The sequence below is a fragment of the Microbacterium sp. GbtcB4 genome (assembly GCF_019091465.1).
GTDB classification, from domain to species: Bacteria; Actinomycetota; Actinomycetes; order Actinomycetales; family Microbacteriaceae; genus Microbacterium; species Microbacterium paraoxydans.
In genome coordinates, this window is the sequence record NZ_JAGXJJ010000002.1 from 299,924 (window position 1) to 325,388 (window position 25,465).

General features: G+C 66.1%; 27 protein-coding genes and 2 pseudogenes. 18 read left to right on the top strand and 11 right to left on the bottom strand.

Annotated features, from left to right (window positions below):
* The first annotated feature begins 18 nt into the window (after positions 1–18).
* Positions 19–537, top strand: a complete 519-nt coding sequence (gene lspA, locus KVS71_RS05355) for a signal peptidase II (protein ID WP_081859717.1) — start codon at positions 19–21, stop codon at positions 535–537.
* On the opposite strand, the gene KVS71_RS05360 is transcribed toward lspA, so the two are convergent.
* The 5 genes from KVS71_RS05360 to KVS71_RS05380 all read right to left on the bottom strand — a co-directional run bounded on the left by KVS71_RS05360 (position 538) and on the right by KVS71_RS05380 (position 5,348).
* Positions 538–978, bottom strand: a complete 441-nt coding sequence (locus tag KVS71_RS05360; protein WP_036331298.1) for a VOC family protein — start codon at positions 976–978, stop codon at positions 538–540.
* A 1,004-nt stretch (positions 979–1,982) separates the two neighbouring features.
* Positions 1,983–2,822, bottom strand: a complete 840-nt coding sequence (locus KVS71_RS05365; RefSeq protein ID WP_029266184.1) for a F510_1955 family glycosylhydrolase — start codon at positions 2,820–2,822, stop codon at positions 1,983–1,985.
* Positions 2,823–2,967: 145 nt separating this feature from the next.
* Complete coding sequence (locus KVS71_RS05370; RefSeq protein WP_029266186.1) at positions 2,968–3,576, bottom strand: DUF305 domain-containing protein; 609 nt, start codon at positions 3,574–3,576, stop codon at positions 2,968–2,970.
* 94 nt (positions 3,577–3,670) lie between these two features.
* Positions 3,671–4,117, bottom strand: coding sequence for a DUF6153 family protein (locus KVS71_RS05375; protein ID WP_029266188.1), 447 nt, complete (start codon positions 4,115–4,117; stop codon positions 3,671–3,673).
* A gap of 70 nt (positions 4,118–4,187) precedes the next feature.
* A complete protein-coding gene (locus tag KVS71_RS05380) occupies positions 4,188–5,348 on the bottom strand; it encodes an FAD-dependent oxidoreductase (RefSeq protein ID WP_051667917.1) in 1,161 nt (386 codons plus the stop codon).
* Between the two features lie 104 nt (positions 5,349–5,452).
* Between KVS71_RS05380 and KVS71_RS05385 the strand changes: the two genes are divergently transcribed.
* From KVS71_RS05385 to KVS71_RS05440, 12 genes and pseudogenes are all read left to right on the top strand, one after another.
* On the top strand, positions 5,453–5,665 hold the full coding sequence (locus KVS71_RS05385; protein ID WP_029266192.1) for a heavy-metal-associated domain-containing protein: 213 nt from the start codon (positions 5,453–5,455) through the stop codon (positions 5,663–5,665).
* Positions 5,662–6,612 carry a hypothetical protein gene (locus tag KVS71_RS05390; protein ID WP_029266194.1) on the top strand — a complete coding sequence of 317 codons (951 nt, stop codon included), beginning with the start codon at positions 5,662–5,664 and terminating at the stop codon, positions 6,610–6,612. The genes KVS71_RS05385 and KVS71_RS05390 overlap by 4 nt, the downstream gene beginning before the upstream one ends.
* 45 nt (positions 6,613–6,657) lie before the next feature.
* On the top strand, positions 6,658–8,979 hold the full coding sequence (locus KVS71_RS05395; RefSeq protein ID WP_029266196.1) for a cation-translocating P-type ATPase: 2,322 nt from the start codon (positions 6,658–6,660) through the stop codon (positions 8,977–8,979).
* 21 nt (positions 8,980–9,000) lie between these two features.
* On the top strand, positions 9,001–9,255 hold the full coding sequence (locus KVS71_RS05400; protein ID WP_029266198.1) for a YHS domain-containing protein: 255 nt from the start codon (positions 9,001–9,003) through the stop codon (positions 9,253–9,255).
* 247 nt (positions 9,256–9,502) lie between these two features.
* Complete coding sequence (locus tag KVS71_RS05405) at positions 9,503–11,572, top strand: heavy metal translocating P-type ATPase (protein WP_231479864.1); 2,070 nt, start codon at positions 9,503–9,505, stop codon at positions 11,570–11,572.
* A 23-nt stretch (positions 11,573–11,595) separates the two neighbouring features.
* Positions 11,596–11,940 carry a metal-sensitive transcriptional regulator gene (locus tag KVS71_RS05410; protein ID WP_029266204.1) on the top strand — a complete coding sequence of 115 codons (345 nt, stop codon included), beginning with the start codon at positions 11,596–11,598 and terminating at the stop codon, positions 11,938–11,940.
* A gap of 209 nt (positions 11,941–12,149) precedes the next feature.
* Positions 12,150–12,845: pseudogene (locus KVS71_RS05415) on the top strand (hypothetical protein).
* Positions 12,846–12,964: 119 nt separating this feature from the next.
* Positions 12,965–13,942 carry a thioredoxin-disulfide reductase gene (gene trxB / locus KVS71_RS05420; protein WP_029266208.1) on the top strand — a complete coding sequence of 326 codons (978 nt, stop codon included), beginning with the start codon at positions 12,965–12,967 and terminating at the stop codon, positions 13,940–13,942.
* Complete coding sequence (gene trxA, locus KVS71_RS05425) at positions 13,939–14,265, top strand: thioredoxin (protein ID WP_029266209.1); 327 nt, start codon at positions 13,939–13,941, stop codon at positions 14,263–14,265. Before trxB ends, trxA begins: the two co-directional genes overlap by 4 nt.
* The gene (gene arsB, locus KVS71_RS05430) at positions 14,262–15,359 is read left to right on the top strand and encodes an ACR3 family arsenite efflux transporter (protein ID WP_029266210.1); all 1,098 of its coding nucleotides are present in this window, start codon (positions 14,262–14,264) and stop codon (positions 15,357–15,359) included. Before trxA ends, arsB begins: the two co-directional genes overlap by 4 nt.
* Positions 15,356–16,354 (top strand): metalloregulator ArsR/SmtB family transcription factor, encoded by a 999-nt coding sequence (locus KVS71_RS05435; protein ID WP_029266212.1) that lies wholly within the window; start codon positions 15,356–15,358, stop codon positions 16,352–16,354. Before arsB ends, KVS71_RS05435 begins: the two co-directional genes overlap by 4 nt.
* A 21-nt stretch (positions 16,355–16,375) precedes the next feature.
* Positions 16,376–16,780 carry an arsenate reductase ArsC gene (locus tag KVS71_RS05440; protein WP_029266214.1) on the top strand — a complete coding sequence of 135 codons (405 nt, stop codon included), beginning with the start codon at positions 16,376–16,378 and terminating at the stop codon, positions 16,778–16,780.
* A gap of 46 nt (positions 16,781–16,826) precedes the next feature.
* Here KVS71_RS05440 and KVS71_RS05445 read toward each other — a convergent pair whose 3' ends face one another.
* The 6 genes and pseudogenes from KVS71_RS05445 to KVS71_RS05470 all read right to left on the bottom strand — a co-directional run bounded on the left by KVS71_RS05445 (position 16,827) and on the right by KVS71_RS05470 (position 21,548).
* Positions 16,827–17,483, bottom strand: coding sequence for a thioredoxin domain-containing protein (locus KVS71_RS05445; protein WP_029266216.1), 657 nt, complete (start codon positions 17,481–17,483; stop codon positions 16,827–16,829).
* Between the two features lie 44 nt (positions 17,484–17,527).
* Positions 17,528–19,612 carry a cation-translocating P-type ATPase gene (locus KVS71_RS05450; protein ID WP_231479865.1) on the bottom strand — a complete coding sequence of 695 codons (2,085 nt, stop codon included), beginning with the start codon at positions 19,610–19,612 and terminating at the stop codon, positions 17,528–17,530.
* The gene (locus KVS71_RS05455; protein ID WP_029266220.1) at positions 19,609–19,944 is read right to left on the bottom strand and encodes a helix-turn-helix transcriptional regulator; all 336 of its coding nucleotides are present in this window, start codon (positions 19,942–19,944) and stop codon (positions 19,609–19,611) included. The genes KVS71_RS05450 and KVS71_RS05455 overlap by 4 nt, the downstream gene beginning before the upstream one ends.
* Before the next feature lie 120 nt (positions 19,945–20,064).
* The gene (locus KVS71_RS05460; protein ID WP_029266222.1) at positions 20,065–20,451 is read right to left on the bottom strand and encodes a hypothetical protein; all 387 of its coding nucleotides are present in this window, start codon (positions 20,449–20,451) and stop codon (positions 20,065–20,067) included.
* Positions 20,451–20,888 carry a hypothetical protein gene (locus tag KVS71_RS05465; RefSeq protein WP_136025417.1) on the bottom strand — a complete coding sequence of 146 codons (438 nt, stop codon included), beginning with the start codon at positions 20,886–20,888 and terminating at the stop codon, positions 20,451–20,453. Before KVS71_RS05465 ends, KVS71_RS05460 begins: the two co-directional genes overlap by 1 nt.
* A 251-nt stretch (positions 20,889–21,139) precedes the next feature.
* Positions 21,140–21,548, bottom strand: a pseudogene (locus KVS71_RS05470) (heat-shock protein HtpX).
* Between the two features lie 94 nt (positions 21,549–21,642).
* On the opposite strand from KVS71_RS05470, the gene KVS71_RS05475 reads away from it, so the two are divergent.
* The 5 genes from KVS71_RS05475 (at position 21,643) to KVS71_RS05495 (ending at position 25,457) form a co-directional block, all read left to right on the top strand.
* A complete protein-coding gene (locus KVS71_RS05475) occupies positions 21,643–22,113 on the top strand; it encodes a hypothetical protein (protein WP_136025418.1) in 471 nt (156 codons plus the stop codon).
* A 79-nt stretch (positions 22,114–22,192) separates the two neighbouring features.
* Positions 22,193–22,858 (top strand): thioredoxin domain-containing protein, encoded by a 666-nt coding sequence (locus KVS71_RS05480; RefSeq protein WP_029266226.1) that lies wholly within the window; start codon positions 22,193–22,195, stop codon positions 22,856–22,858.
* Entirely contained in the window at positions 22,858–23,847 is a 990-nt protein-coding gene (locus KVS71_RS05485; RefSeq protein ID WP_029266228.1) for an NAD(P)/FAD-dependent oxidoreductase, read from the top strand. The genes KVS71_RS05480 and KVS71_RS05485 overlap by 1 nt, the downstream gene beginning before the upstream one ends.
* Positions 23,848–23,857: 10 nt before the next feature.
* Positions 23,858–24,772 carry a cation diffusion facilitator family transporter gene (locus tag KVS71_RS05490; protein WP_029266230.1) on the top strand — a complete coding sequence of 305 codons (915 nt, stop codon included), beginning with the start codon at positions 23,858–23,860 and terminating at the stop codon, positions 24,770–24,772.
* Entirely contained in the window at positions 24,765–25,457 is a 693-nt protein-coding gene (locus KVS71_RS05495) for a copper resistance CopC family protein (RefSeq protein ID WP_029266231.1), read from the top strand. The genes KVS71_RS05490 and KVS71_RS05495 overlap by 8 nt, the downstream gene beginning before the upstream one ends.
* Positions 25,458–25,465: the final 8 nt, after the last annotated feature.

The window sequence follows — 25,465 nt, forward strand, 5'->3', positions numbered from 1 at the left end:
CGAAGAGGGAACTGCACAGTGACGTCACCGACCACGAACCGACGCTCGGGAGTGCGCTGGTCCTTCCTCGCCGGGCTGGCCATCGCAGCGGTCGTCGTCGCCGTCGACCAATGGACCAAGATCTGGGCCGCCTCTGCGCTCTCGGGCGGAGAATCGAAGGACGTCCTGCCACCGGTTCTCGAGTTCCAACTCACCGTCAACCGTGGCGCCGCGTTCTCCCTCGGCACCGACTTCACCTGGCTGCTCGGACTCCTCGCCGCTGCCGCCGCGGTCGCCATCACGGTCTACCTGTGGCGGGTGGGATCGCTCTGGTGGGCAATCGGGCTGGGCCTGGTCCTCGGCGGTGCGATCAGTCATGCCGCTGACCGCCTGGCACGCGGTGGCGTCATCGACTTCATCGGCTACTTCGATCTGTTCATCGGCAACGTCGCCGACATCGCGATCGTCGTCGGCGGCATCTACCTTGTCGCGCTCGTCCTCCTGCGTGTGCCGACCCGCCGCATCAAACCGACCCCGGCGCCCTCGCCGGCGTCGTAGCTATCGCCAGGGCATGTGCTGCAGGCACCAGGTGTTGCCGTCGGGGTCGGCGAAGAAGGCGTAGAACACTCCGCCGAGGTCCTCGACCTCGCTGATCTCGACGCCGCGCTCGACCAGTTCGGCACGAGATGCCTCGATGTCGGCGACCACCAGGTGCAGCCCTCGCAGGGTCCCCGGAGGCATGTCGAGCGTGGGCAGGCCCTCGGCCAGGGTGATCGAGCATGCCGAACCCGGTGGCGTGAGCTGGACGATGCGGACGCCGGGCTCTGGGTTGATGTCGACGTCGAGCCGAAAGCCGAGCTGGTCTCGGTAGAAGGTCTTTGCTCGTTCGATGTCGGTGACCGGAACCGGCACGAGCTCCAGCAACAAGGCTCCCGGCGGCACGGGTGGGTTGGTCAGATCGTTGACGGTGTCGCTTGGGGGAGTGGATGCGTCGGTCATGGATACCGCCCTTCTTGAGCTGGATGCCCCGCAATCGAGGGGCCGATGATCTGCGGTCCGAGTCTGCCCTCGGCCTCGATCTCCGCCAGTCTCGCTGACGGCTACCGAATCGTCGACCCTCGGGCAAGGGCTTCGAACAAGCCCATCTCTTGCCACCTGAACGTGCGCTCTCGATCGGCGATCTCGATTGCCCGCCGGAGCTCGCTGAGTACGCCGGGGATGATTCGATATTCGTGCCGATAACGCAGAACGCCGATGACTACGGCGTGGAGCTCGACACGGTGACCTGACACCACGCGTGGCGATGAGCCAACTGCTACACGATCAGTGGCTCCGTTCCGGCGTGCGCTAGCGGCGACCGTCCAGGCTCAACGCCAGACCCTCGCCGCAACACGAGACCGAGATCCCTCCCCTGAAGCAGTTCCCGGCGAAGCTCGCTCGGAACCGCGTCATGGGTGGACGCGACGTTGCCCGCTTCGCCGGCCTCGTCGAGATCGACAAGGTCATGAGACGTTGGGATGTCCCTGTCTCTTGACGCCGCGATTCGGCCAGTCATTCACGCCGTTCATCGGAGGCCGGCGGCGATCGCCAGACCAGTGCTACCCCGATGATCGTGGTGATGATGGCGACGTCGTAGCTCGCCACCGTGTACGTCCACCAAGTGCCATTGTGGCTTCCGTATTGTGTATCGGTGCTCAGATGGATCAGGACGAGCGCGGGTCCGGCTGCCAGGAGCACAATCCCTAACCGCACAAGTCGGCGGTGCAGTCGGTACGCACGCGACGGGCGAGGTGGCGGCCTGCTCGGTGCGGAACGATGGCTGAGCGCGGACAGGCGGAGCGGATCGAATCGTGCGTCCGGCGACATCAGAGGATCGCTCCAATCGCGAGGTAGGTGGCGAAGGCGAGGAGGACGACGGCGATCGTTGCCGCGGTGATGAAGAAGACGAAGTTCCGGAACGGATTCTTGTGTTCGTTCATGGTGGATTCGTGAGTGGGCTGCGGTTACCGGGCCGGGCTGAGGACGGTGAAGCCGTCGACAGTGACACCAACGATGCCTCGGTCATCGACGAGGATGATGCGGTCATCGATGGTGCTGAGGGCTTGAACGGCTCCGTCGAGTGGCCCCAGCTGCTGCCACGTCCCGTTCTGATCTTGGGCCCAGAGGACCCCGTCGGTGCCGGCGCCGACGAGTGTGCCGTCTGTGCGTGCTACGAGGGCGTAGAGCAGGGGTGATTCGGGGACGGGGGTGAAGGTGTCGCCACCGTCGGTGCTGACGAGCAGTCCTTCTTCGGTGGCGGCATAGAGCCCGGACTCTGTGGCGGCGAGGTCGGCTGCCGCTAGAGGGGCATGGGTGGTCCAGTTCGTTCCGTTGTCGGTGCTGGAGAGCAGGTCGATTTGGCTGGAAGCGATGCCGTACAGGGTTCCGTCGGGGCTGGCGGTGAGGACGTGGAAGTCGGTTGTTCCGTTCAGGGCGATGGGCGACCAGTTGAGGCCATAGTCATCGCTACGGATGATGCCGAGGTTCGGGGATCCCAGCTCGGCCGGGGTTTGCTCTCCGGGGTGTCCGGAGGCGAACAGGGTGTCGCCGGTGACAGTGAATCCCATGGCATCGAAGTCATGGCCGCCGACGGGTCCGGAGACGTTCCCGTCCGGTGTGACGGTGAAGATGCCGTTGTGCGTGGCGACGAGCAGATCGTCACCGCGGGGGTCTTCGGCGATGCCGTGGATGTGGTCGATGCGGGGTGTCGCATCGGGCTCGTCGGACTGCGCGGCAGTACAGCCCGTAATGACGAGCGTCAGCACGGGGATGGTTGCGGCGGCGAGAAGAAATGATCGTTTCATGATGGTTTCCGGGTAGCGGCCAGGAGGGTGGCCAGGCTTGTGACGCGGGCAGCAGGGAGCGCGCCGCGGGGTCGGTCTTCGCGCGGGGCGATCGCGCGGGAAACGCAGGGCGGGTCGTTCGGGAATCGGCCCGCCCCGCGTGGTTCTACAGTTCTCCGAGGAGGTCCTTCATCGTGGCGATCTCCGCCGTCTGGTCATCGATCACCTGTTGCGCGAGCTCGAGGACGTCCGGGTTCTGCGCGTCGTCAAGCGCCGTCTGTGCCATGTCGACGGCGCCTTCGTGGTGCACGATCATCTGCTCGAGGAACAAACGGCTGGCCTCGGTCGCGTCGGCGTCTTCCAACATGGTCATGTCCTCTTCGGACATCATGCTGTCGTCGCCGCCCATGGAGCCGTGGTCCATGCCGCCCATCGAATCGGGGTCGTACTCCACACCCCAGTCCTCGAGCCACCCGAGCATCTTGTCGATCTCCGGGCCCTGCGCCGCCTTGATCTGTTCGGCGAGCTCGACCACCCGCGGGTCCGCGCCGTCCTTGGCCAGCAGAATGTCCGACATCTCGATGGCCTGCTCATGATGAGGGATCATCATCGTGACGAACATCTCGTCAGCCTCGGTTGAGGCCGACGAGGACGTCGACGCGGACGGTGAGCTGCTGGTACCGGACGGCGCGGTGCCGGTGTCGGCGCAGCCGGTCAGTACCAGGGCGAGGGTGAGAGCGCCGGTGCTGAGTGCGAGGGGGATCTTCTTGTTCATGGTCGTTCCTTCGTAAGTCGTATGAGAGTTCGCTGAAGCGGCGGCGCCAACGGGCGCCGCAGGGCCGCCCACAGTTGGGTCGGCGTGCGAATACTCAAGTTCGACTGATCGAAAGAACCGTCAACGAGGGGCCACGAGGGAGGGCATCGGTCGCTTCCCACCGCAACCAGCTGGTCACCTCGCGAAGGGAGATGCCGGAGCGTCGGGCAAACGTCGGTGGGACGAGGAGCAGAAGGCCGGCCAGCAACGCGAGTACGCAGGCGGTGACCATGTCGTCGTGACCCTGCCCTTGTCCGGTGGTCACGTGGCACGGCCCGTCGCAGGCAGCGGCACCACCGTCGTCGAGGCTCGCCGTGGCGTCCGGAACGTGAGCGACTGTCGATGCGGAATGGGCGACGCCCGAGGAGCCGTGCCCGGCAGGTTCCGCGGTGAAGGTGTGCATGCCCAGGAGGCCGACGATGATCAGGACGGCCGCGGTGCCGAGCATCAGCAGGGTGCGCAGCGACAACTGCGGGCTTGTGGCGCGAACCGTCACCTGCATCCTCGATCCTTCCTGTTCCTCACGACGCTAGCACCGCCGCCTGTGTGCCCGACATCGATCCTGTGCACACTCAGAAGCCGCCTGCCAGCTCGTGCTTGACCGCCAGGATTTCCCTTGCCGCTGACCACCCGACAGCACCCGCCCTCTTGCCGTCGGCGGTCCTGAAGGTCGAGACGAGGCCGCCGCCGGCCGATGACGTCGTTTCCGCGGTCGCCTGCGGCAAGACGACGCCCGCTCCACTCAGCGTGACGCCGTGCACATTCACCGTGAACCCGGAAACGTGCCGGTACGGGCCAGGATCGTCCCCGCCGTGCAGATCATGAAGCAGCGCTCGGGCGGCGTGAGCCCCTTGTGCCACCGCATCATCCCAATGATCCATACGATAGAGCGAACCGTCGGGACCGACATGAGCGGCGACCCCACCGGCCGCATACACTGCCGGGATCGTCCTGGCACGGAGCCGGTCATCGACCTCGATCGCGGCACCGTCTGAGCGGATCCATGAGACAGCCGGAACTGTTCCGTGGGCGAGGACGATCACGTCTGACGATACAGATGTCCCATCATCGAGGAGTACGTCACCCCCGCTTCCGGAAGCCGAGATGGAGCGCACTGTCCGGCCTGGATGGAACTCCGTGTGCGCAGCGTGCAGATCGCGGAGCCGGGTGGCGATCGGCAACCCGAGGCTGTGCGCCAAGGGGATTTCGGAGCGCGCGACGAGATGCACTCTGGCACCAGCGCTCACAAGGTAGCTTGCTGCTTCTGCTCCGACCAGCCCGGCACCGAGGACAGTGACAACCCGCCTTTCGAACGTCGGACCCGCATGCCCTCGGATGCGTAGCGCGTCGGACGCGCTGTGCAGCGTGAAGACCCCCTCGCTGACGCCTGTCGCCTGCAGGGGACGCGGGGCGGCGCCGGTCGCCACGACAGCCGTTGCGAATATCAGCCGTCTGCCATCGTGCAGCAAGATGCCCCGCTCTTCCATCCCGACAGCGCTGCCGGGGATCGTCTCGACATCGATCGAGTCCAAGGCAGGCAGCGCGGATTGCTCCGGGGTGAGCAGGCCACGAAGGATGCCCTTGGTCACCAGCGTGCGGTTGTACGGGGCGAACGGCTCCGCATGCACGATCCGGATCGACCCGTCGAAACCGCTGCGCCGCAACGTGACCGCCGCAGAATGACCCGCGGCGCCCGCGCCGACGATGAGCACATCCGAGCTGGTCTTATCCATGAGAAGCTCCCTTCACCCCCTTGACCGGAATACCCTGGGTGGGTATATGGTTAGGCATACCAGTACCCTACCGGGGTATTCCGAATCGAGGGAAGGAAGCCATCATGAGCACGAGCGAGTACCAGGTGAGCGGGATGAGCTGCGGCCACTGCGAGGTCGCTGTTCGCGGCGAGGTCAGCCAGGTCCCCGGCGTCGAGAACATCGAAGTGAGTGCGCAGACCGGCCGGCTTCTCGTCACGACGAGTTCCGCAGTGGATGACGCGGCCGTGCTCGCGGCCGTCGATGAGGCCGGGTACGAGGCGGTCCGACTCTCATGAACGCCCCGGGCCGCCTCGGCCTCTACGGCGCGGGCCTTGTCGTTGTCTTCGGCGCCGCCTTCGCCGCCGCGGGCGCACTCGTGCCCGACAGCACGGTGACCGCATGGGCGGACGCCGGGCATTCCTCGCATGACGCGCAAGCGCCCGAGGATGCTGCTGGCACGAAAGACGATCAGGAGATGGGGGTGAGTGGAGTGATGAGCGCGGCATCGGGATTCACAATGAGCCCCGTACAGGCGCCGGCGAACGTCGAGACGGACGGTGAACTCTCCTTCGACATCCGCGATCCCTCAGGTGTCCCGATCACCGATTTCGACGAGGCCCACGATAAGCAGTTGCACCTGATCGTGGTCCGCAACGACGGGCGTGAATACCGTCACGTGCACCCCGAACTCGACCCGAGGACCGGGGTCTGGTCGCTGCCATGGTCCTGGGATACCGCGGGAACGTACCGGCTGTATGCGGACTTCACCTCTGAGGGGGTGAGCGCCACGCTCTCCCGCACCGTCGATGTGGCGGGGCAGCTGACACCGGAGCCCGAGGTCGCCGTCAAGACAAGCGACACGGTCGACGGCTTCGACGTGACCGTCAGCGGCGACCTGGTCGCCGGAACTGGAAGCGAACTGACTGTCAAGGTCTCTCGGGACGGGGAACCCGTCACGGTGCTGGAGCCGTACCTCGGTGCGTTCGGCCACCTCGTTGCCCTGCGCGATGGCGACCTGGCGTATCTGCATGTGCACGCGCGCGGCGAGGAACCACAGCCGGGCGATCTGGCCGGCCCCGAGGTGGAATTCACCGCCGAGACACCCACCACCGGCCGCTACCTGCTGTACCTGGACTTCCAGGTCGACGGACAGGTCCACACCGCACAGTTCGTACTCGAGGCGACCCCCGCCACCGGCGACCAGGCGGACACCGAAGACGACGCCGAGCACGACGGGCACTGACCCGCTCAGTGCGCATCGAGTTGCAAGAAGGATCGAGGAGACATCATGACGGATACGCAGTCAGCAGCCGCGTCCAGCGTGGAGCTGGAGATCGGCGGGATGACCTGCGCGTCGTGCGCGATGCGCATCGAGAAGAAGCTCAACAAGCTGGACGGTGTCACCGCCACCGTGAACTATGCGACGGAGAAGGCGAAGGTCACCGCACCGAACGGGTTCGACCCGGCGCTGCTGATCGCCGAGGTGGAGAAGACCGGCTACACGGCCGCCCTTCCCTCACCGGAGCCGTCCGCGGTAGTCGACGGTGAGGACGCTCCGGATAGGGAGCTGGTGAGCCTGCGGAACCGTTTGATCGCTTCCATCGTGCTGACCCTTCCTGTGATTGCGATGTCGATGATCCCCGCATTGCAGTTCACTTACTGGCAGTGGCTCTCACTCGCCCTGGCCGGCCCCGTCATCGTTTGGGCGGCCTGGCCTTTCCACAAGGCAGCGTGGACGAATCTCCGGCACGGTGCGGCGACCATGGACACGCTCATCTCGATGGGGACGATAGCCGCCTTACTGTGGTCGCTCTACGCGCTGTTCTTCGGCACGGCCGGCGTCCCCGGGATGACCCACCCGTTCGAGCTCACCGTGGCACCGTCGGACGGGGCGGCGAACATCTACCTCGAAGTGGGTGCCGCGGTGACGATGTTCATCCTCGCCGGACGCTACTTCGAGAAGAAGGCGAAACGGCAGGCGGGCGCCGCCCTGCGCGCGCTGTTGGAGCTGGGAGCGAAGGATGTTGCTGTGCTTCGCGCCGGCGCCGAGACCCGCATTCCCATCGCGGACCTGCGAGAGGGCGACGAGTTCGTCGTACGGCCCGGCGAGAAGATCGCCACCGATGGTGTGATCGTCTCCGGCACCTCCGCGGTCGACGCGTCCATGCTCACCGGTGAATCCGTGCCGGTCGAGGTCGGCGAAGGAGACTCCGTCACGGGGGCGACGGTCAATGCCGGTGGCCGGCTCGTCATCCGGGCGACGAGGGTCGGGTCGGACACCCAGTTGGCGCAGATGGCGAAGCTCGTCGAGGACGCCCAATCGGGCAAGGCCGAGGTGCAGCGCCTCGCCGACCGGGTGTCGGGTATCTTCGTGCCCATTGTCATCGCGATCGCCATCGCCACGCTGGGCGCTTGGCTCGGCGCGGGATTCCCTGCCGCGGCGGCGTTCACCGCCGCGGTCGCGGTGCTGATCATCGCCTGCCCGTGCGCCCTGGGCCTTGCCACGCCCACCGCACTGCTGGTGGGCACGGGCCGCGGCGCGCAGATGGGCATCCTCATCAAGGGTCCGGAAGTTCTCGAGTCGACGCGACGGGTGGACACCGTCGTTCTGGATAAGACCGGGACGGTGACCACAGGGCGGATGACGCTCACCGGCGTGTTCACCGCTGACGGCGTCGACCGCGGCGAGCTGCTGCGCCTGGCGGGTGCGGTGGAGGACGCCTCCGAGCATCCCATCGCGCAGGCCATCGCCAAAGCCGCAGTCCAAGAGGTCGGCACGCTTCCGACACCCGAGGGTTTCGCGAACATCGAGGGCAAGGGAGTGCAGGGCATCGTCGACGGGCACGCCGTCCTTGTCGGCCGCGAGTCGCTTCTCGAGGACTGGTCCCAGCGCCTTCCCGAGAATCTCGCCGCCGCGAAGAGCGAAGCAGAGCGTCAGGGCAAGACCGCGGTCGCCGTGGGGTGGGACGGGGAAGCACGCGGTGTGCTCATCGTCGCGGACACCATCAAGCCGACCAGCACCGAAGCCATCAGGCAGCTGAAGGCGCTGGGACTGACACCGGTGCTCCTCACCGGAGATAACCGTGCCGTGGCCGAGCAGATCGCGTCTGAGGTCGGCATCGATGAGGTCATCGCCGAAGTGCTCCCGAAAGACAAGGTCGACGTGGTCACCAGGCTGCAGCGCGAGGGCAAGGTCGTGGCGATGGTCGGAGACGGCGTCAACGATGCGGCCGCGCTCGCCCAGGCAGACCTGGGGTTGGCCATGGGCACGGGCACCGATGTGGCGATCGAGGCCAGCGACATCACGCTCGTCCGCGGCGATCTGCGCAGCGCGGCCGACGCGATCCGTCTGTCTCGGAAGACGCTCGGCACGATCAAGGGCAACCTGTTCTGGGCCTTCGCCTACAACGTCGCCGCCATCCCGCTGGCAGCCCTCGGTCTGCTCAATCCCATGCTCGCCGGCGCCGCGATGGCGTTCTCCAGCGTCTTCGTCGTCGGCAACAGCCTCCGCCTGCGCACGTTCCGCAGCCAGGCGGCGGACCCATCCCCGACCGCCGCGCCCGCACCGCGTGATCATGCGACGCGGAACGCAACCGTCGGAACCCACTGAAATCACGAAAGAGGAACACACATGTCTGATTCCGGATCCTGCTGCAGCCACAACAGCCACGGCTCTGTCCCAGCCGACGGACGCAAGGACCTCCTCGCGCCGTCCGCCGAACAGCTCGCCGAATGCCCCGTGATGGTCGGCAGCACCGTCGTGAAAGCGGACGCTGAAGCCGCTGGCCTCTACCGCGACTACGAGGGCACCCGCTATTACTTCTGCTGCGCCGCCTGCGGCCCCCTGTTCGACGCTGACCCCGCCAAGTACGTGACCGCAGCCTGACATCGCTTCACCTGTGCGGGGCGGCACACGGATCGCCCCGCACAGCTTCATCGTTTCCGAGGAGGATAGCCTCATGAGCCAGCCACACAGCGACGACGCTGATCACACCCACGAACACGCAGCGCACGGGCACACCCCATCGGTCCCCGCCGCGGCCACAGAAGACCCCCCCGTCCACACCCCTCACCACGACACCGCCGTGCACCACGACGGTCCCGATACTGCACCGCACGGAAGCGGCGCGCCGATGGGCCACCAGGGTCACGGCGAGCATGCCGGCCATGACGCACATGGTGGACACGACGCTCACGGTGGACACGGGGGTCATGCGGGGCATGGCGACCACGTCGGACAGTTCCGTCGCCTGTTCTGGATCATGCTGATCCTCGCCGTCCCCACCGTCGCGCTGTCGGGCATGTTCGCGATGATCCTCGGCTACACCCTCCCCGACATTCCCGGCCTGGCCTGGGTGTCCCCGGTACTGGGAACAGTGATGTACATCTGGGGTGGAAAGCCGTTCCTCGTCGGTGCTGTCAGCGAAATCCGCGACCGCAAGCCCGGGATGATGCTCCTCATCGGACTCGCCATCACCGTTGCGTTCATCGCCTCTTGGGGTGCGAGCCTCGGCCTGCTGCACCACGAGCTCGACTTCTGGTGGGAGCTCGCGCTCCTCATCGTGATCATGCTGCTCGGGCACTGGATCGAGATGCGGTCCCTCGCGCAGACCACGTCCGCTCTCGACTCCCTGGCCGCGCTCCTGCCCGACGAAGCAGAACGCGTCGAAGGTGACCAGGTCGTGACGGTCTCGCCTGCCGAACTCGTCGTCGGTGATGTCGTCATCGTTCGCCCCGGGGGCAGCGTCCCCGCCGACGGTCGCATCGTCGACGGTCGCGCGTCGATGGACGAGTCAATGGTCACCGGCGAGTCCCGCACCGTGACGCGCGGTATCGATGACCAGGTCACGGCCGGAACTGTGGCGACCGACTCCGGGCTGCGCGTGGAGATTACCGCCACCGGTGACGACACCACTCTCGCCGGCATCCAACGCCTGGTCACCGAAGCACAGAGCTCGTCCTCGCGCGCGCAGCGCCTTGCCGACACGGCGGCAGGCTGGCTGTTCTGGTTCGCTCTCGGCGCTGGCGTGATCACGGCGATCGTGTGGACGCTCGTTGGGCTTCCCGATGATGCCGTCATCCGCACCATCACGGTGCTCGTCATCGCTTGCCCCCACGCACTCGGTCTCGCAATCCCCTTGGTCGTCTCCATCGCCACCGAACGCGCCGCACGCGGTGGCGTACTCGTGAAGGACAGGCTCGCGCTGGAGAGCATGCGCACCGTCGACACCGTGCTGTTCGACAAGACAGGCACCCTCACCAAGGGCGAACCGACCGTCTCCGAGGTCTCAGTCGTCGAAGGCAACGACACCGACCGGGTGCTCGCCCTGGCCGCCGCCGCGGAGGCCGACAGTGAACACCCGCTCGCCAAGGCCATCGTCCGCGCCGCCGCCGACCGTCACCTCGACGTGCCCCGCAGCTCGGACTTCACCTCCTCTCCCGCAGTCGGCGTCACCGCGACCGTCGACGGGACCGTTGTACGGGTGGGGGGACCGCACCTGCTCACCGAGGAAGATGCGCAGGAGCTGCCCGTTGCCGAGCGGTGGCGCAATGACGGTGCGATCATCCTCCACGTGGTTCAGGACGGCCGTGTGATCGGCGCTCTCAAGCTCGCCGATGAGGTGCGGTCGGAATCGCGCGAAGCCGTCGATGCACTGCACGCGCTGGGTGTGCAGGTCGTGATGATCACCGGCGATGCCGAAGCCGTCGCGCACACCGTGGCCGAGGACCTCGGCATCGACCGTGTCTTCGCCGGCGTCCGACCGGAGGACAAGGCCGCGAAGGTGCAGGAGCTCCAGAACGAGGGACGCAAGGTCGCGATGGTCGGTGACGGCGTCAATGACGCCCCCGCCCTCGCCCAGGCCGATGTCGGGCTCGCGATCGGCGCCGGCACGGACGTTGCCATCGCCTCTGCCGGAGTCATCCTCGCCAGCGACGACCCCCGCTCGGTGCTCTCCGTCATCGAACTGTCCCGCGCCGCATACCGGAAGATGAAGCAGAACCTCTGGTGGGCCGCCGGCTACAACCTGATCTCCGTACCCCTCGCCGCCGGCGTCCTCGCCCCCATCGGGTTCGTGCTGCCGATGTCGGTCGGGGCGATCCTGATGTCCCTGTCCACCATCGTGGTTGCCCTCAACGCGCAGCTCCTGCGGCGACTCGACCTTCGCCCGGAAACCACGGCCCGCGCGATCCTCAACCGATAACCAATCCAGAACCGGAGACCACGATGACCGACACCATCGAGACCGACCAGGTCGAGTCCGACACCGCCTGCGAACACGGCGAACACGGCGAACACGGCTACATCACCGACAAAGCCCGCTATCTCGCCCGTCTCAAACGGATCGAAGGACAAGCCCGCGGCATCCACCGCATGGTCGACGAGGAGAAGTACTGCATCGACATCCTCACCCAGATCTCAGCGCTGACGAGCTCACTCCAGGGCGTTGCTGTCGGTCTTCTCGAAGACCATCTCCGCCACTGCGTCACCGACGCCGCACGTGCAGGCGGAGACATTGCCGAGGCCAAGATCACTGAAGCATCCCAGGCCATCGCACGCCTCGTCCGCTAAGCCAGCGAGGCGGCCCCGCGGATGCCTTCGATGCTCCTCGGATAGCTCTGGGCGAGTGGACGCTCAGGACTTTGCGCGCCTGTAGTCAAAGGCGCCGTCCTGACGCTGAGAATCGAGCAACTGATCGAGGATGCCATCGTGATCGATGACGGGCTTGGGCTGGCCATCCGGCTGCAGCCGCCCATCTAACCGAACGTGGCGTCGATGACGTGGTCGTCGAGCGTGGCTCCTCCGCTGGTGCTGCCGTGTCCGAGTGGGGTCATGCACGCCTCTTCTCAGGCTGGCCGGAGCTCACCGACACTGCAGCGCGTCGCCTGCTCGAGCCGACCGGGACGGCGCCGGCAAACGGCTACCCGACGGGGGCGGAGTGGGTGAGTGAGTACCTCACCCCACTCGTCGATGTGCTGGGTGACCGCGTCCTCTACGGCACAACGGTGACGGGAATCGCGCGGCAGGGGCGCGACAAAGACGTAGACAGCGGCCGCAAGGGCCAGCCATTCGTTGTGCACACGGTCGACCAGGACGGCTGCGATGGCCGTATCCTCGCCAGTGCTCGACGCCGTGGCCAGCATCGCCTCGGAGATCGACCCGAACATCCACTCCTGCGGCTCCGTCGGAGCCACCGGCGCACGCCAGCTCGCGCAGCCCGAGAAGGACCTGTTCATCGTCGGTGCGAAGTCTTATGGCCGCGCCCCCACCTTCCTGGCGCTCACGGGCTAGGAGCAGGTCCGCAGCGTCGCAGCTCACCTTGCCGGAGATCACGAGGCTGCGGAGCGCAACGAGCTCGTCCTTCCCGACACCGGGGTCTGCGGCGGTGCCGGCGGCTTCGACGCCGAGGGTGCCAGCTGCTGCGGCACGCCATCCGTACTGCGCAGATCGGCGCAAGGCCCGTCGGCGCAGTCTGACCGACCCACGAGAGGGCGACTTCCCGATTGGGAGGTCGCTTCTTGGCATCCAGGTGCAGTGTCCGTGAACTGTCTCGCCGCCGATTGCGCCTTACTTTGAAGAATGTCAATATAGATTCATGTCGAATCAACAGATTGAGCTGGTCATCATCGGATCGGGCCCCGCAGGCTTCACCGCCGCGATCTACGCGGCCCGGGCAAACCTCGCCCCGGTCGTTATCGCCGGTTCGGTGACCACCGGTGGTGCGCTGATGACGACGACCGAGGTGGAGAACTTCCCTGGGTTCGTCGACGCCGTCAACGGACCGGAGTTGATGGAGTCGATGCGTCAGCAGGCCGAGCGGTTCGGCGCCCGCATCCTCCTCGACGACGCAGTCAGCGTCGACCTCGACGGACCGATCAAGGCCATCGTGACTGGCGCGGGTGAGACGTTCCGTGCGCGTGCGGTGATCCTCACCATGGGCTCCGCCTATCGCAAGCTCGGGTTGCCGGATGAGGAGCGACTCACCGGCCGAGGCGTGTCCTGGTGCGCCACCTGCGATGGGTTCTTCTTCCGCGAGCAGGAGATCGTCGTCGTCGGCGGCGGGGACTCCGCGATGGAGGAGGCCCTGTTTCTCACCCGTTTCGCATGCAAGGTGACCGTCGTGCACCGTCGCGGCGAGGTCCGCGCTTCGAAGATCATGGCGCAGCGCGTGCTTGACCACCCGAAGATCGAGGTGGCATGGAACAGCGAGATCGCCCGGCTGAACGGCGACGAGAAGCTCGAATCCGTCACCCTCCGTGACACCGTCACCGGCACCGAGCGCGAGCTGGCGGCGACCGGTGTCTTCGTCGCGATCGGCCACGACCCCCGCTCGGAGTTGGTCACAGGACAGGTCGTCACCGACGCAGGCGGGTTCGTCCGAGTGGATCATCCTTCCACCCGCACGAACATCCCCGGGGTGTTCGCGGCCGGCGATCTGGTCGATCACACCTACCGGCAGGCGATCACCGCCGCCGGCACCGGCTGCGCCGCCGCTCAGGACGCCCAGCACTACCTCTCGAACCTCGAGAACGACCCGGCCGCTCCGATCGAGGCCGAGGAGGTCTTCGCATGAGCACGCTCACCGCCGTCACCGACGCCACGTTCGAGGACGAAGTTCTCGACTCCGACATCCCTGTCGTCGTCGACATCTGGGCCACCTGGTGCGGTCCGTGCCGCCAGGTCGCTCCGCTTCTTGAGCAGCTCGCCGCCGAGTACGACGGACGAGTGAAGATCGTCAAGGTCGATGCGGATCGGAATCCCGAGACCGTGACCGCCGCTGGCGTCACGTCGATCCCCACCCTCGGCTTCTTCCGCGACGGCACCGGCACGGACATCCTCATCGGCGCGCACCCGAAGCCCGTCATCGCCGAGAAGATCGAGGCGCTGCTCGCATGACCACCGCAACCGCAGCTTCCGCTCCCGCCGCCGTCCGGCGTCTGTCCACCCTCGACAAGTGGCTGCCACTGTGGATCGGGCTCGCCATGGTCGCAGGACTTCTCCTCGGCCGATTCGTCCCCGCTCTGTCGGACCTGCTCGGCCACCTCGAGGTCGGCGGCATCTCGGTGCCCATCGGGCTCGGGCTGCTGGTGATGATGTACCCGGTGCTCGCGAAGGTCCGCTACGACAAGATCGCGGCCGTCACCGGCGACAAGAAGCTCCTCGTGTCTTCGCTGGTGCTGAACTGGCTCGTCGGCCCTGCGGTCATGTTCGCCCTCGCCTGGATCTTCCTGCCAGATCTGCCCGAGTACCGCACGGGGCTGATCATCGTCGGTCTCGCCCGCTGCATCGCGATGGTCGTCATCTGGAACGACCTCGCCTGCGGCGATCGGGAAGCGACCGCCGTACTCGTCGCGATCAACTCTGTCTTCCAGGTGGTCGCCTTCTCACTGCTGGGCTGGTTCTACCTCACCGTCCTGCCCGGCTGGCTGGGTCTGGACACTCAGGGGTTGGAGATCTCGGTCTGGCAGATCGCCCTGAACGTGCTGGTCTTCCTCGGCGTGCCACTCGTCGCCGGCTTCGCTTCCCGCTGGATCGGCGAGAAGCGTCGCGGCCGCGCCTGGTACGAGGAGAAGTTCCTCCCCGTGATCGGCCCCTGGGCGCTGTACGGGCTGCTGTTCACCATCGTGCTGCTGTTCGCGCTGCAGGGCGATGCGGTCCTGGCCAACCCGCTGGACGTCGCGCGGATCGCGCTGCCACTGCTGGTCTACTTCGGGCTGATGTGGTTCGCAGGGCTCCTGCTCGGCAAGAGCCTGGGCCTGAACTACGCCCGCTCCACCACGCTGGCCTTCACCGCGGCCGGGAACAACTTCGAACTCGCCATCGCCGTCGCCATCGGCACCTTCGGCGCCGCCTCCGGGCAGGCTCTGGCGGGCGTCGTCGGCCCTCTCATCGAGGTGCCCGTCCTCGTTGGACTCGTCTACGTCTCCCTCTGGGCGGCGCGCGCTTGGTTCCACACCGATCCCTACACCGGCGAAAGGATCACCTCATGAACGTCACGCTCACCGACGCCGTCGACAGCTGCAGCCCGGTCGCTACCCACGCCATCGGCCACGAGGCGGCGTCCACCGTCGCCGCGACCTTAAAGGCTCTGTCGGATCCGCTGCGCCTGCGCATGCTCTCCGCGATCGCTTCCGATCCGCGAGGCGAGTCCTGCGTGTGCGATCTCGCCGAGCTCGCACACGTCTCACAGCCCACCGTGTCGCACCATCTGAAGGTCCTCAAGGGCGTCGACGTGCTCACCTCCGAACGGCGCGGCACCTGGGTCTGGTACCGCATCAACCCCAGCCGCCGGGGCGCCGTCACCGCTCTGCTGGACTCCTTCGCGCCTGCGACCATGACGGCGCCCGGCGAAGACGGCGACGCCGAAGGCCGCGCCGGCCACCCCGAGTTCGATGCGCGGATCACCCACCTCGCCGATGAGCTCGCCGCCGAGGTCCCCGAGCTCGCCCCGGAGACCGTGCTGGGCATCGTTCGTGAGTCGTACACGTCACTCGCCCGCACGGCAATAGTCACGGGAGCGCTTGTCCCGCTCACCGAACGCTTCGCACGTCAGCGACTCGCCGACCTCACGCGCGACCGCGACTCCGCTGTACCCCAGGTGTTGTTCGTCTGCGTGGCCAATGCGGGGCGTTCGCAGCTCGCTGCCGCGCTTGTCAACAAGCTCGCCGCCGGCAGGGTTGTCGCCCGCTCGGCAGGATCTGCTCCCGCGGACGTCATCCATCCGCACGTCCGCTCGATCCTCGCCGAGATCGAAGGCGACCTGGCCGCCGAACGCTTCCCCAAGCCCCTCACCGACGATGCCGTCCGTGCCGCCGACGTGGTGATCACGATGGGCTGCGGCGACGTCTGCCCGATCATCCCCGGCGTCCGCTACGACGACTGGGCCGTCGGCGACCCTGCCCTCGCATCCCGCGAGGGCGTCGAAGCCATCCGCGACGACATCGAGGACCGCGTCCGCGCCCTCGTCGATGAGCTCACGCACTGACCACCACCCACAGGAGCCCTCATGACCGACACCACCAAGCCCTCCGTCCTCTTCGTCTGCGTGCACAACGCCGGCCGCTCCCAGATGGCTGCCGGGTTCCTCCGCGACATCGCCGGCGACCGCATCGAGGTCCGCTCCGCCGGCTCCATGCCGGCCGACCAGATCAACCCCATCGCCGTGGAAGCGATGAAGGAACTGGGCATCGACATCACCGCCGAGCAGCCCAAGATCCTCACCACCGAAGCCGTGCAGGCCTCCGACGTCGTGATCACCATGGGATGCGGCGACGCCTGCCCGTTCTTCCCTGGCAAGCGCTACGAGGATTGGAAGCTCGACGATCCTGCCGGTCAGGGCATCGAGGCTGTTCGCCCGATCCGAGACGAGATCCGGGCACGCATCGAGAGGTTGGTCGACGAAATCCTCTGATTCAAAGTCTGTCCGCTGAGGCGGGCCTCGCGCACGCTCGATAGTGTCAGCGAGCGACGGCCTCGTCGAGGGCATCCGTGAGGTCCCTGAGCTGGGTGAGCTCGAGCTTCTCGCCGTCGAGGAAGAAGGTCGGCGTGCCACTGACGTTGAGATACTGGCCGTCGTTGCGGTCTGCTTCGACTCTTTCCTTGGTGGCGGGGTCGGCGATTGCTTCGTCGTACGAGTCCATGTCGAGGCCTAGGTCTTCGGCGAACGTCCGGAACAACTGGGTGTGAGAGGTCTGCTGCTCGCCCCTCTGAGCCTGGGTCTCGAACAGGCGAGCGTACATCTCCTCGAACTTGCCCTGTTGAGCTGCCGCTTCGGCGGCGAGGGCGGCGTTCATGGAGTTGAAGTGTCCGGGCAATGGGAAGTACCGCACGACGTAGTTGATCTCGCCCTCATAGTCGGCGCGGATCTGTTCGACCACCGGGTAGAACGCTCCGCAGGCTTCGCACTCGAAGTCGAGAAACTCCACCAGCGTCGGCGCATCCGGGCCGGCGTCGTCCAGGACGTGCGAGTCAGTCCGGGCGCCGGGCAGTGCGCCCGCCGAGCCGGAAGGGTCGGGAGCAGCGGGCCGGGTCAGCATGACCACGACCAGAGCTGCGATCACGAGGACGATAACGACGGCACCGGTGATGAGGCTGACTTTGACGGGGGTCTTCACGAAGGATGGCTCCAGCTCGGACGGCGATATCACCGCAGGGTTGGTCAGGCGCGTGCGGGCTCGGGTGCCGGCGCTAGCTCTCGGAGAGCAGCGGGGCGTCGGGCTGCACGGACGCCGTTGAGGATGACGACGACCTCGGCGATCTCGTGTACCAGGACGACACCGGCCAGACCGAGAACGCCGAACAGCGCCAGCGGGAAGAGCACGATGATGATGGCGAGGGCCAGGGCGATGTTCGCGGTCATGATGCGTCGCCCGCGGCGCGCGTGCGCGAGCGCGCCGGGGATGAGGCGGAGGTCGTGGCCGGTGAACGCGACATCGGCGGACTCAATGGCGGCCGCCGAACCTTTCAGTCCCATGGCGATGCCGACCGTGGCGGTCGCTAGTGCTGGGGCGTCGTTGATGCCGTCCCCGACCATGGCCGTCGGGCGGACGGTGGTCAGGGATTCGATCGCGTGGGCCTTGTCGGCGGGCAGCTGCTCGGCCCGCACATCGTCGATGCCTGCCTGGGCGGCGATGGCGCGGGCGGTGCGTTCGTTGTCGCCGGTGAGCATGACGGTCTCGATGCCCTGACTGTGGAGCATCCGCACGGTCTCGGCCGACTCCGGGCGCAGTTCGTCACGGATGCCGATGAGCCCGGCGACAGCGCCGTCGGCTTCGACGACGACCACGGTCATGCCCTCCGCAGCCATCCCTTCGGCGGCGGTGCTGAGCACGGCCGGGTCAAGCCAGCGCGCGTTCCCGACGCGGATGAGTGTGCCGTCGACGCGGCCGGCGATGCCGTGGCCGGCTTCTTCCACGACATCGATGGCGGACAGCGCCTTCGGGGATGCCGCGGTGATCGCGGCGGCCAAGGGGTGCGTGCTGGTCGCCTCGATGGCGGCAGCCCAGGCGAGCAGGTCGTCGCGATTGGTCCCGTCGGCGGGTCGGACGTCGACCACCGCGGGTTCGTTGCGGGTGAGCGTCCCGGTCTTGTCCAGCGCGACGGCGCGGATCGTGCCGAGCTGCTCGAACGCCTCCCCGGACTTGATCACCACGCCGAACTTCGACGCGGAGCCGATGGCGCTGATCACGGTGACCGGCACCGCGATCGCCAGCGCGCACGGGGACGCCGCGACCAGGACCACCAGTGCCCGCTCGATCCAGGTCCAGGGGTCACCGACGACGAAGCCGAACAGCGCGACGAGCGCCGCGGCGATCAGGACGACGGGAACCAGCGGGCGCGCGATCCGATCCGCTAGTCGTGCCCGATCGCCCTTGCGGGCGTGGGCCTGCTCCACCAGCGAGACGATCTGCGTGAGGGAGTTGTCGCGGCCATCCGCGGTCGCCTCGATCCGCAACGTCGCCGACCCGTTCACCGAACCTGCCGCGACCACGTCGCCGGGCCCGACCTCGACCGGGATGGACTCCCCGGTGATCGCCGATGTGTCCAGGCTGGAGCGTCCCTCGACGACGACACCGTCGGTCGCCACACGCTCGCCCGCTCCGACGACGAGGATGTCGAGCTCGCGCACATCGGCAGCAGGGACCGTGATGTCGCCACTGAGCCGTGAGACGCGCACCGTCTCCGGGATCAGTGACAGCAGTGCGCGCAGGCCCTCCTTAGCGCGGTCCATCGCTCGGTCCTCCAGCGCCTCAGCGAGGGAGAACAGGAACGCCAGGGTCGCTGCTTCACCGACGTGCCCGAGCAGGACGGCGCCGACAGCAGCGATCGTCATCAGCAGACCGACACCGAGCCGGCCACGGATCACGCGCCGGATCGCACCGGGAACGAACGTGTACGCGCCAGCGAGCAGAGCTGCCCACTGCAGCACCAGTGCGGCAATCTCCAGGCCCGTCCACTCGAACGCGTACCCGGCGAGTAGGAACACACCGGACAGCGCCGACGGCAGTAGAGCGATGTCCCGCCACCACGGTGGACGCACCTCGAACTCGTGATCGGCGCCGGCGGCTGGTGGCAGGGCGGGGCCGCAGCACGCATCGCCGTCATCATGAGCAGATACGCCCGCCGCCGCCTGCACGACCTCTGGGCCGCAGCAGCCGTCTCCCCCCTGCGGTAGCGACAACTCGACGCGGTGGATGGTGCCTGTCTTCCGCGGCTCGTCGTCGCCGCAGCACTCCGCGCTCATGCGCAGCACTCGCACTTCTCGTCAACGCACGGCACGCCTTCATCGACCGCCACAACCGCGTCGAGAAGATGCCGCAGGCCCACCGTCAGGTGCGGATCTGCGATCTCGTACCGCGTGCGACGACCCTCCGGCGTCGCGATCACCAGTCCACAGCCCCGAAGACAGGTGAGATGGTTCGACACGTTCGTGCGGCTCAGTTCAAGATCACGGGCGAGCTCGGCCGGATAACCCGGGGCATCCAGCAGCGACAGCAGGATCCTCGAACGCGTCGGGTCGGCCATCGCCCGACCCAGCCGGTTCATCACATCAAGACGAGAAGCAATAGTCAGCACACGATGACTATACACGGGACACTGAACTATAGCGATGGCGACTCCACTGGACACTGCATCGAGGCGTGGCGCCTTGTCCACCACCTCCTGGAACGTGCCGAGCTTCACTCAGGATCGCGCCTACCGGAAGTTCTTCGACGAGTCCGTGTCGTTCGGATGCGACGGGGATGCCTCGATGAGTATCACCCGTCCCGGCTTCTTGCCCTTCGGCTGGGGAGCGTCGACCGCGTAGCGAAGCCTCGCGCCGTCCGTGACCTTGTACTGCCAGACGGGCAGGGTCCTCCCGCCCACCACCGCTGTAGATAGGTTGCCCTTCAGCTGGTAGCAGCGCGAGCTGTCGAACCGCGTCGGGTGAGCGGTCAGGTAGTCCCAGGCATCCGCGAGGGCGTTCTTCGCGGTCGCGCGAAGGTCGCGCCACCCGCGCTCCGCCGCGACGTCGCCGAAGACGATCTCGTACTCGCTGACCCTTGTCGGTCGCGGAACCGACGATCCCCGCCTTCCCGCCATTACGGGCGCTCGACCCGCGCAGACGTCTCCGTCAGATCGATCGGCTTAGCCGGCCGCGCACCCATGGCGTAAGCCGCAGCAGTCTCCCGCCACTCGTGCTGAGCACGCAGCAGGCGTTCAAACGTGCCCAACTCGCTGGCGGAGTAAACCAGCCGCTCAATTTCGCTCGCGTAAGTGGCCAGCTCGCCCTCATCGAACTCACTCGTCCACGCGAAGAGCTCCCGCAGCGCAGCGCCGACATCGCCCCTGTTCCGCCCGATAGCGCGGAGCAGTTCACTGGAGAGCTTCACGCCAAGCTCGAGCGTGTCGAGGTCGTGGCCACGAAGGATCACCAGGTCATCGCCATCCCGACGAGTGATACGCACCTGGCCCTCGTCGATGTGGGCAAGGACATCCTTCGGCTTACGGAGGAGATCGGTGAAAGTCGCGGTGCTCATGAGACCAGAGTACATCAGATAAACATCAGAGGTTCTGCGTCTTGTGCGCTGGAGCCCCCCGCTGCACCCGTCCGGATGTCCGTTCAGTCGGACACCCCACTGAGAACGAGTGCATCGGCCGCGATAATGTCGGAAGCGCGGTGAGATGACGCTAGATGTCACTCGGACGGGGACGGCGTCGGATTCTCTACGCGCTTTGCGGTGACACATTCCTGACGATGCACCACCGGATTGCCATCCCGCCCACGAGATCAGGTGAGTTCACTCTCGAGTTGTTCGATGCGTGCGCGGATGTCGTCGCAGTTCGAACGGACGGCGTCGATACCCTGGCGCGCTGGGTCGTCCAGCTTCCAGTCCTCGTAGCGCTTGCCAAGAAAGAACGGACAGGCCTCGCCGCATCCCATACTGATGACGACGTCAGACGCCTGCACGGCTTCGGTTGTCAGCACTTTTGGGCTGCTCGGCTGTGCTGTCGATTCCGAGCACGCCCATCGCCTCGTCAGCAGTCGGGTTGGACCGCTCGGCGGGCATGGATCCCGCCGAGCGGACCTCGACGCGGTCGCCTGCGATGTCGCGGAGACATCCGGCCGCCATCTGCGAGCGTCCGGCGTTGTGGACACCGACGAAGAGGACGGAGCGCTTGGTGGTGGTGTCAGTCATGGAGGGCCCTAGTAGGTACTAGTCCAGGAGGCCTCGTCCACGAGGGTGCGTACCCGTACGGTTTGATTGTCGAGGCTGGTAACATCCTCGTGAAATGATCACGTCTGGCCGGTCTCGTAACCAGGCGGCGTCTGTTGACAAGCTCCTGATAACGAAGATCATTACAGGCCTTGGGTTGGCCCTGCTCTTGATTGTCGGAGCATGGTCCGGTGGTCATCGCGACGCGGACGCCTCTCCATATCTCACTGCTACCTCGACTGCATCGATGGAAACCGAGCTTACGAGCTATGGTGCGGTTGGCTCGTCGACGCATGGTTCTGGTGGCGCCTCATCGGAACGGCTCCTGATAGACGGCGCCTCCGCGAACGCACTGATCGGCCTTACAGGGTGCGTGTTTGGCCTCGTCTGCTCCTTCCTGATCCTCATCGTCGCTCGAGCCTTCGTAAATCGCGTGCCGAACGGAAATCGCGAGCGACTTCCGCGCATGCCCGAGATGAGGGCCGCACCCGACCGCCCGTTTGCACGAACTCTTTCCCTCACGCAACTCTCTCTGTCGCGCACCTGACATCGATCAGCCATCTCACGATGGCGCTTCACATTCGGTGGGGTTCACGTTCGTTGTGCTGTGTTGTGGTTGGAGAGAAATGAAAGCGTCTCAAAAGGCGATCCTCGTCACGGTGGGTCTCGTCGTTGTCCTCCTTGTCGTCGCGCTGGTGTACGTCCTTCTCAGTGAGAATCGGGCCTCCGCGCCCGAGACAGAAGGCAACGACGGCCCTCAGGTGGTGCGAGAGAATTCACATGTGCTCGACGATGGCGGCGACGCAGCGGTCACCGTGGTCGAGTTCCTCGATTTTGAGTGCGAGGCGTGTGGCGCCTTCTACCCGCTGGTCGAGGACCTTCGTGAGAAGTTTGATGGGGAGATCACCTACGTCATCCGGTATTTCCCGTTGCCTGGCCACTTCAACTCGAAGAACGCTGCGATCGCGGCAGAAGCGGCGGCCCAGCAGGGACGGCTGGAAGACATGTACCACCGCTTGTTCCAAACACAGGCCCAGTGGGGTGAGGCTCAGGAGTCGCGTGCGAACCTGTTCCGGGGTTTCGCTGTGGAGCTCGGGTTGGATATGGCTGCTTTCGATGAAGCGGTCGCGGATCCGGCGACCGCACAACGAGTGGAGTTCGACGTTGATGAGGGCGAGCGACTCGGCGTCAGCAGCACTCCGACGTTCTTCATCGACGGGGAGCAGGTCGTATTGGAGAAGTGGACGGACCTCGAGGACGGCATCGAAGCTGCGGTGAACGGGACGCAGTGATGGTGCGTTCGTTATCGCATCGCCGAGCGATTATCGTCGGGGCCGGCCAATCTGGATTGGCGATGGCGTCCGCGCTGTCGTCCTATGGGCTGGAGGCACAGAAAGACTTCGTCATCATCGATTCCGCGCCGACCGGTCAACGAAGCTGGGCAACCCGTTGGCACTCGATGAGGCTTCTCAGCGATGCTCGCAACAGCACTCTCCCCGGGTTCCCCTTTCCCGGGGACAATCGCCGTCATCCAGGCGGTCGCGAGATGAGCGACTACCTGGCTTCTGTAGAGAAGACGCTCGGCGTGAAACCTCTCTGGGGCGTTCGCGCTCTCGAGGTGGAACGCCGCGGAGACGGATCCACGTTGCACCTTTCGACGTCCATCGGGGACGTGCAAACGCGAAACGTTGTCTGTGCCACAGGATCTGCGGCAGTGCCCCGAGTCCCTACCTGGCGCCAGAATCTGTCGGCACCCGGAACGGTTCTACATTCCAGTCAGTACCTACACCCGGGCCAGATCCCTTCGGGGACCGTGTTGGTGGTCGGCGGAGGGTTCAGCGGCGTACAGATCGCCGAAGAACTCGCTCACTCGCGAGATGTCACTCTATCCACCCGAACAGAACGACCGCGGCCGTCAGCGCGATGGTCCATCTGGCCGAGGCTGCGCCGCAACCACTCGATTCGTTCCGGCCCCGCGCCCACCGCTCTGGCCGGCGTGAGCCACGCGCCCCCCGTCGTGGAGGCCGACGGAGCCGTCGTGACATTTGCCGATGAGTCGACGATGCAGCCGCACTCCATGATCCTCGCTACCGGCTACGAACCCGGCGACAAGTGGCTACCCGCCCCGGAACCCACCGGTGCTCGGACACAAGCCAACACGCATATTCCCGGACTGTTCACGGTCGGCATCCCGAAGTACTCCCGAACCGGCGCAGACACGATTCCGGGGGCATGGAGTGATGCTGCCATCGTCGCCCCCAACATCATCGACCGCCCCTGAAAGGATCACCATGACAGAAGCAGGGCACTCGCACGGAGTGGGTGACGCCACTCCCCGCAATCGTCTGATCATCGCTTTCGCGATCACCTCCTCGGTCTTCGTCATCGAGGTGATCGGGGCGATCATCACCGGCAGCCTCGCACTACTCGTCGATGCGGCGCACATGCTCACCGATGTCACCGGGTTGGCTATGGCCGTCACCGCGGCGCATCTCATGAATCGCCCTCCCACCCCCAAGTACACCTTTGGCCTGCAAAGGACCGAGGTTCTCGGAGCACTCGCCCAAGCAGCGCTGCTCCTCGGGGTCGGCATCTTCGCGCTCGTCGAAGGTATACGGCGGCTCTTCGAACCCCCAGAGATCGCGTCAGGAAGCCTGCTGTTCTTCGGTATCGTCGGCCTGGTCGCCAACATCGCATCCATGCTCGTCCTGTTCAGCGGCCGCGGACGCAATCTCAACATGCGCGCCGCATTCCTCGAGGTCGTCAACGACGCCCTCGGCTCCGTAGGCGTGATCGCCAGCGCGATCCTCATCGCCGCTTTCGGCTGGTATCAGGCCGATGCCGTCGCCGGTATCTTGATCGCCCTGCTCATCATCCCTCGCACGCTCATCCTGTTGCGAGCATCCGGACGTGTGCTGTTGGAATCGACACCCCCGGGTCTCGATCTGGACGATGTCCGCCGCCACATCCTTGCCCTTCCGCACGTGGTCGCGGTGCATGATCTGCACGCGACTCAGGTCTCAACGGACCTCCCCACCCTCAGTGCCCACGTCGTGGTCGACGACACCGTCACCATGGAGACCTCCGCGGCGTTGCTGACAACTCTTCAGGAGTGCGTCAGCGAGCACTTCGCCGTCAGCATCGAGCACTCCACTTTCCAGATCGAACCCGAATCGCATCCCGGAGAGCACGACACCCATGCATAAGAACCTCCCCAGACGCACCGCCATTGTCTTATCCGCCGTGCTGTTGTCAGGAGCAGTCGTCGTCGCCACCCCGACGGTCGCTGTCGCTGACGACAACTTCGACTCGTCGTACCCCGTTGCCGACTCGACCATCAGCGGCTCGCCTGATGAGATCTCACTGATGTTCACGGGAACCCTCAACAACGAGGCCGGCACGACGATCATCGAGGTCCTTGATGAAGGCGGAGAAGACGTTGCTGTCGATTCGCCGACGGTGAGCGGTCAATCGATCACTCAGCATCTCTCCCCGGAAGCCGCCGATGGTCTGTTCACAGTGCGCTGGAAGACAGTCTCTGGGGACGGGCATCCGATCAGCGGGCAGTTCTCGTACACCGTCGGACAGCCCGGACCGAGTACGAAAACCGCGCCACCCGCAACGCCGAGCCCCAATCCCAGTCCCAGCCCGGAAGAATCCGACAACACTACGGAGGAGCCAGAGCCCGCTCCTGCCAGGCAGACATACGGTGGCACACCATCAGGCGGAGCAGAGTCCGAGATGCTGCCCGTGTTCTTCGTCGGCGGCCTGGCAGTGATTCTCGGGTTCGGCGTCGTCGGAGTGATTCTGGCCGGACGCCGGCGCCACCAGCAAGACCGTGCCCAGGCTTCTAGAGATACGGCGGCTGGGGAGGGGGGTCACGATGCGTGACCGGGCAC

What these genes read in the sequence shown, in the direction of transcription:
- KVS71_RS05360 (WP_036331298.1), bottom strand. Translation starts at nt 978, where the DNA reads ATGACCGACGCATCCACTCCCCCAAGCGACACCGTCAACGATCTGACC.
- KVS71_RS05365 (WP_029266184.1), bottom strand. Translation starts at nt 2,822, where the DNA reads ATGAAACGATCATTTCTTCTCGCCGCCGCAACCATCCCCGTGCTGACG.
- KVS71_RS05370 (WP_029266186.1), bottom strand. Translation starts at nt 3,576, where the DNA reads ATGAACAAGAAGATCCCCCTCGCACTCAGCACCGGCGCTCTCACCCTC.
- KVS71_RS05375 (WP_029266188.1), bottom strand. Translation starts at nt 4,117, where the DNA reads ATGCAGGTGACGGTTCGCGCCACAAGCCCGCAGTTGTCGCTGCGCACC.
- KVS71_RS05380 (WP_051667917.1), bottom strand. Translation starts at nt 5,348, where the DNA reads ATGGATAAGACCAGCTCGGATGTGCTCATCGTCGGCGCGGGCGCCGCG.
- KVS71_RS05385 (WP_029266192.1), top strand. Translation starts at nt 5,453, where the DNA reads ATGAGCACGAGCGAGTACCAGGTGAGCGGGATGAGCTGCGGCCACTGC.
- KVS71_RS05390 (WP_029266194.1), top strand. Translation starts at nt 5,662, where the DNA reads ATGAACGCCCCGGGCCGCCTCGGCCTCTACGGCGCGGGCCTTGTCGTT.
- KVS71_RS05395 (WP_029266196.1), top strand. Translation starts at nt 6,658, where the DNA reads ATGACGGATACGCAGTCAGCAGCCGCGTCCAGCGTGGAGCTGGAGATC.
- KVS71_RS05400 (WP_029266198.1), top strand. Translation starts at nt 9,001, where the DNA reads ATGTCTGATTCCGGATCCTGCTGCAGCCACAACAGCCACGGCTCTGTC.
- KVS71_RS05405 (WP_231479864.1), top strand. Translation starts at nt 9,503, where the DNA reads ATGGGCCACCAGGGTCACGGCGAGCATGCCGGCCATGACGCACATGGT.
- KVS71_RS05410 (WP_029266204.1), top strand. Translation starts at nt 11,596, where the DNA reads ATGACCGACACCATCGAGACCGACCAGGTCGAGTCCGACACCGCCTGC.
- trxB (WP_029266208.1), top strand. Translation starts at nt 12,965, where the DNA reads ATGTCGAATCAACAGATTGAGCTGGTCATCATCGGATCGGGCCCCGCA.
- trxA (WP_029266209.1), top strand. Translation starts at nt 13,939, where the DNA reads ATGAGCACGCTCACCGCCGTCACCGACGCCACGTTCGAGGACGAAGTT.
- arsB (WP_029266210.1), top strand. Translation starts at nt 14,262, where the DNA reads ATGACCACCGCAACCGCAGCTTCCGCTCCCGCCGCCGTCCGGCGTCTG.
- KVS71_RS05435 (WP_029266212.1), top strand. Translation starts at nt 15,356, where the DNA reads ATGAACGTCACGCTCACCGACGCCGTCGACAGCTGCAGCCCGGTCGCT.
- KVS71_RS05440 (WP_029266214.1), top strand. Translation starts at nt 16,376, where the DNA reads ATGACCGACACCACCAAGCCCTCCGTCCTCTTCGTCTGCGTGCACAAC.
- KVS71_RS05450 (WP_231479865.1), bottom strand. Translation starts at nt 19,612, where the DNA reads ATGAGCGCGGAGTGCTGCGGCGACGACGAGCCGCGGAAGACAGGCACC.
- KVS71_RS05460 (WP_029266222.1), bottom strand. Translation starts at nt 20,451, where the DNA reads ATGGCGGGAAGGCGGGGATCGTCGGTTCCGCGACCGACAAGGGTCAGC.
- KVS71_RS05465 (WP_136025417.1), bottom strand. Translation starts at nt 20,888, where the DNA reads ATGAGCACCGCGACTTTCACCGATCTCCTCCGTAAGCCGAAGGATGTC.
- KVS71_RS05475 (WP_136025418.1), top strand. Translation starts at nt 21,643, where the DNA reads ATGATCACGTCTGGCCGGTCTCGTAACCAGGCGGCGTCTGTTGACAAG.
- KVS71_RS05480 (WP_029266226.1), top strand. Translation starts at nt 22,193, where the DNA reads ATGAAAGCGTCTCAAAAGGCGATCCTCGTCACGGTGGGTCTCGTCGTT.
- KVS71_RS05485 (WP_029266228.1), top strand. Translation starts at nt 22,858, where the DNA reads ATGGTGCGTTCGTTATCGCATCGCCGAGCGATTATCGTCGGGGCCGGC.
- KVS71_RS05490 (WP_029266230.1), top strand. Translation starts at nt 23,858, where the DNA reads ATGACAGAAGCAGGGCACTCGCACGGAGTGGGTGACGCCACTCCCCGC.
- KVS71_RS05495 (WP_029266231.1), top strand. Translation starts at nt 24,765, where the DNA reads ATGCATAAGAACCTCCCCAGACGCACCGCCATTGTCTTATCCGCCGTG.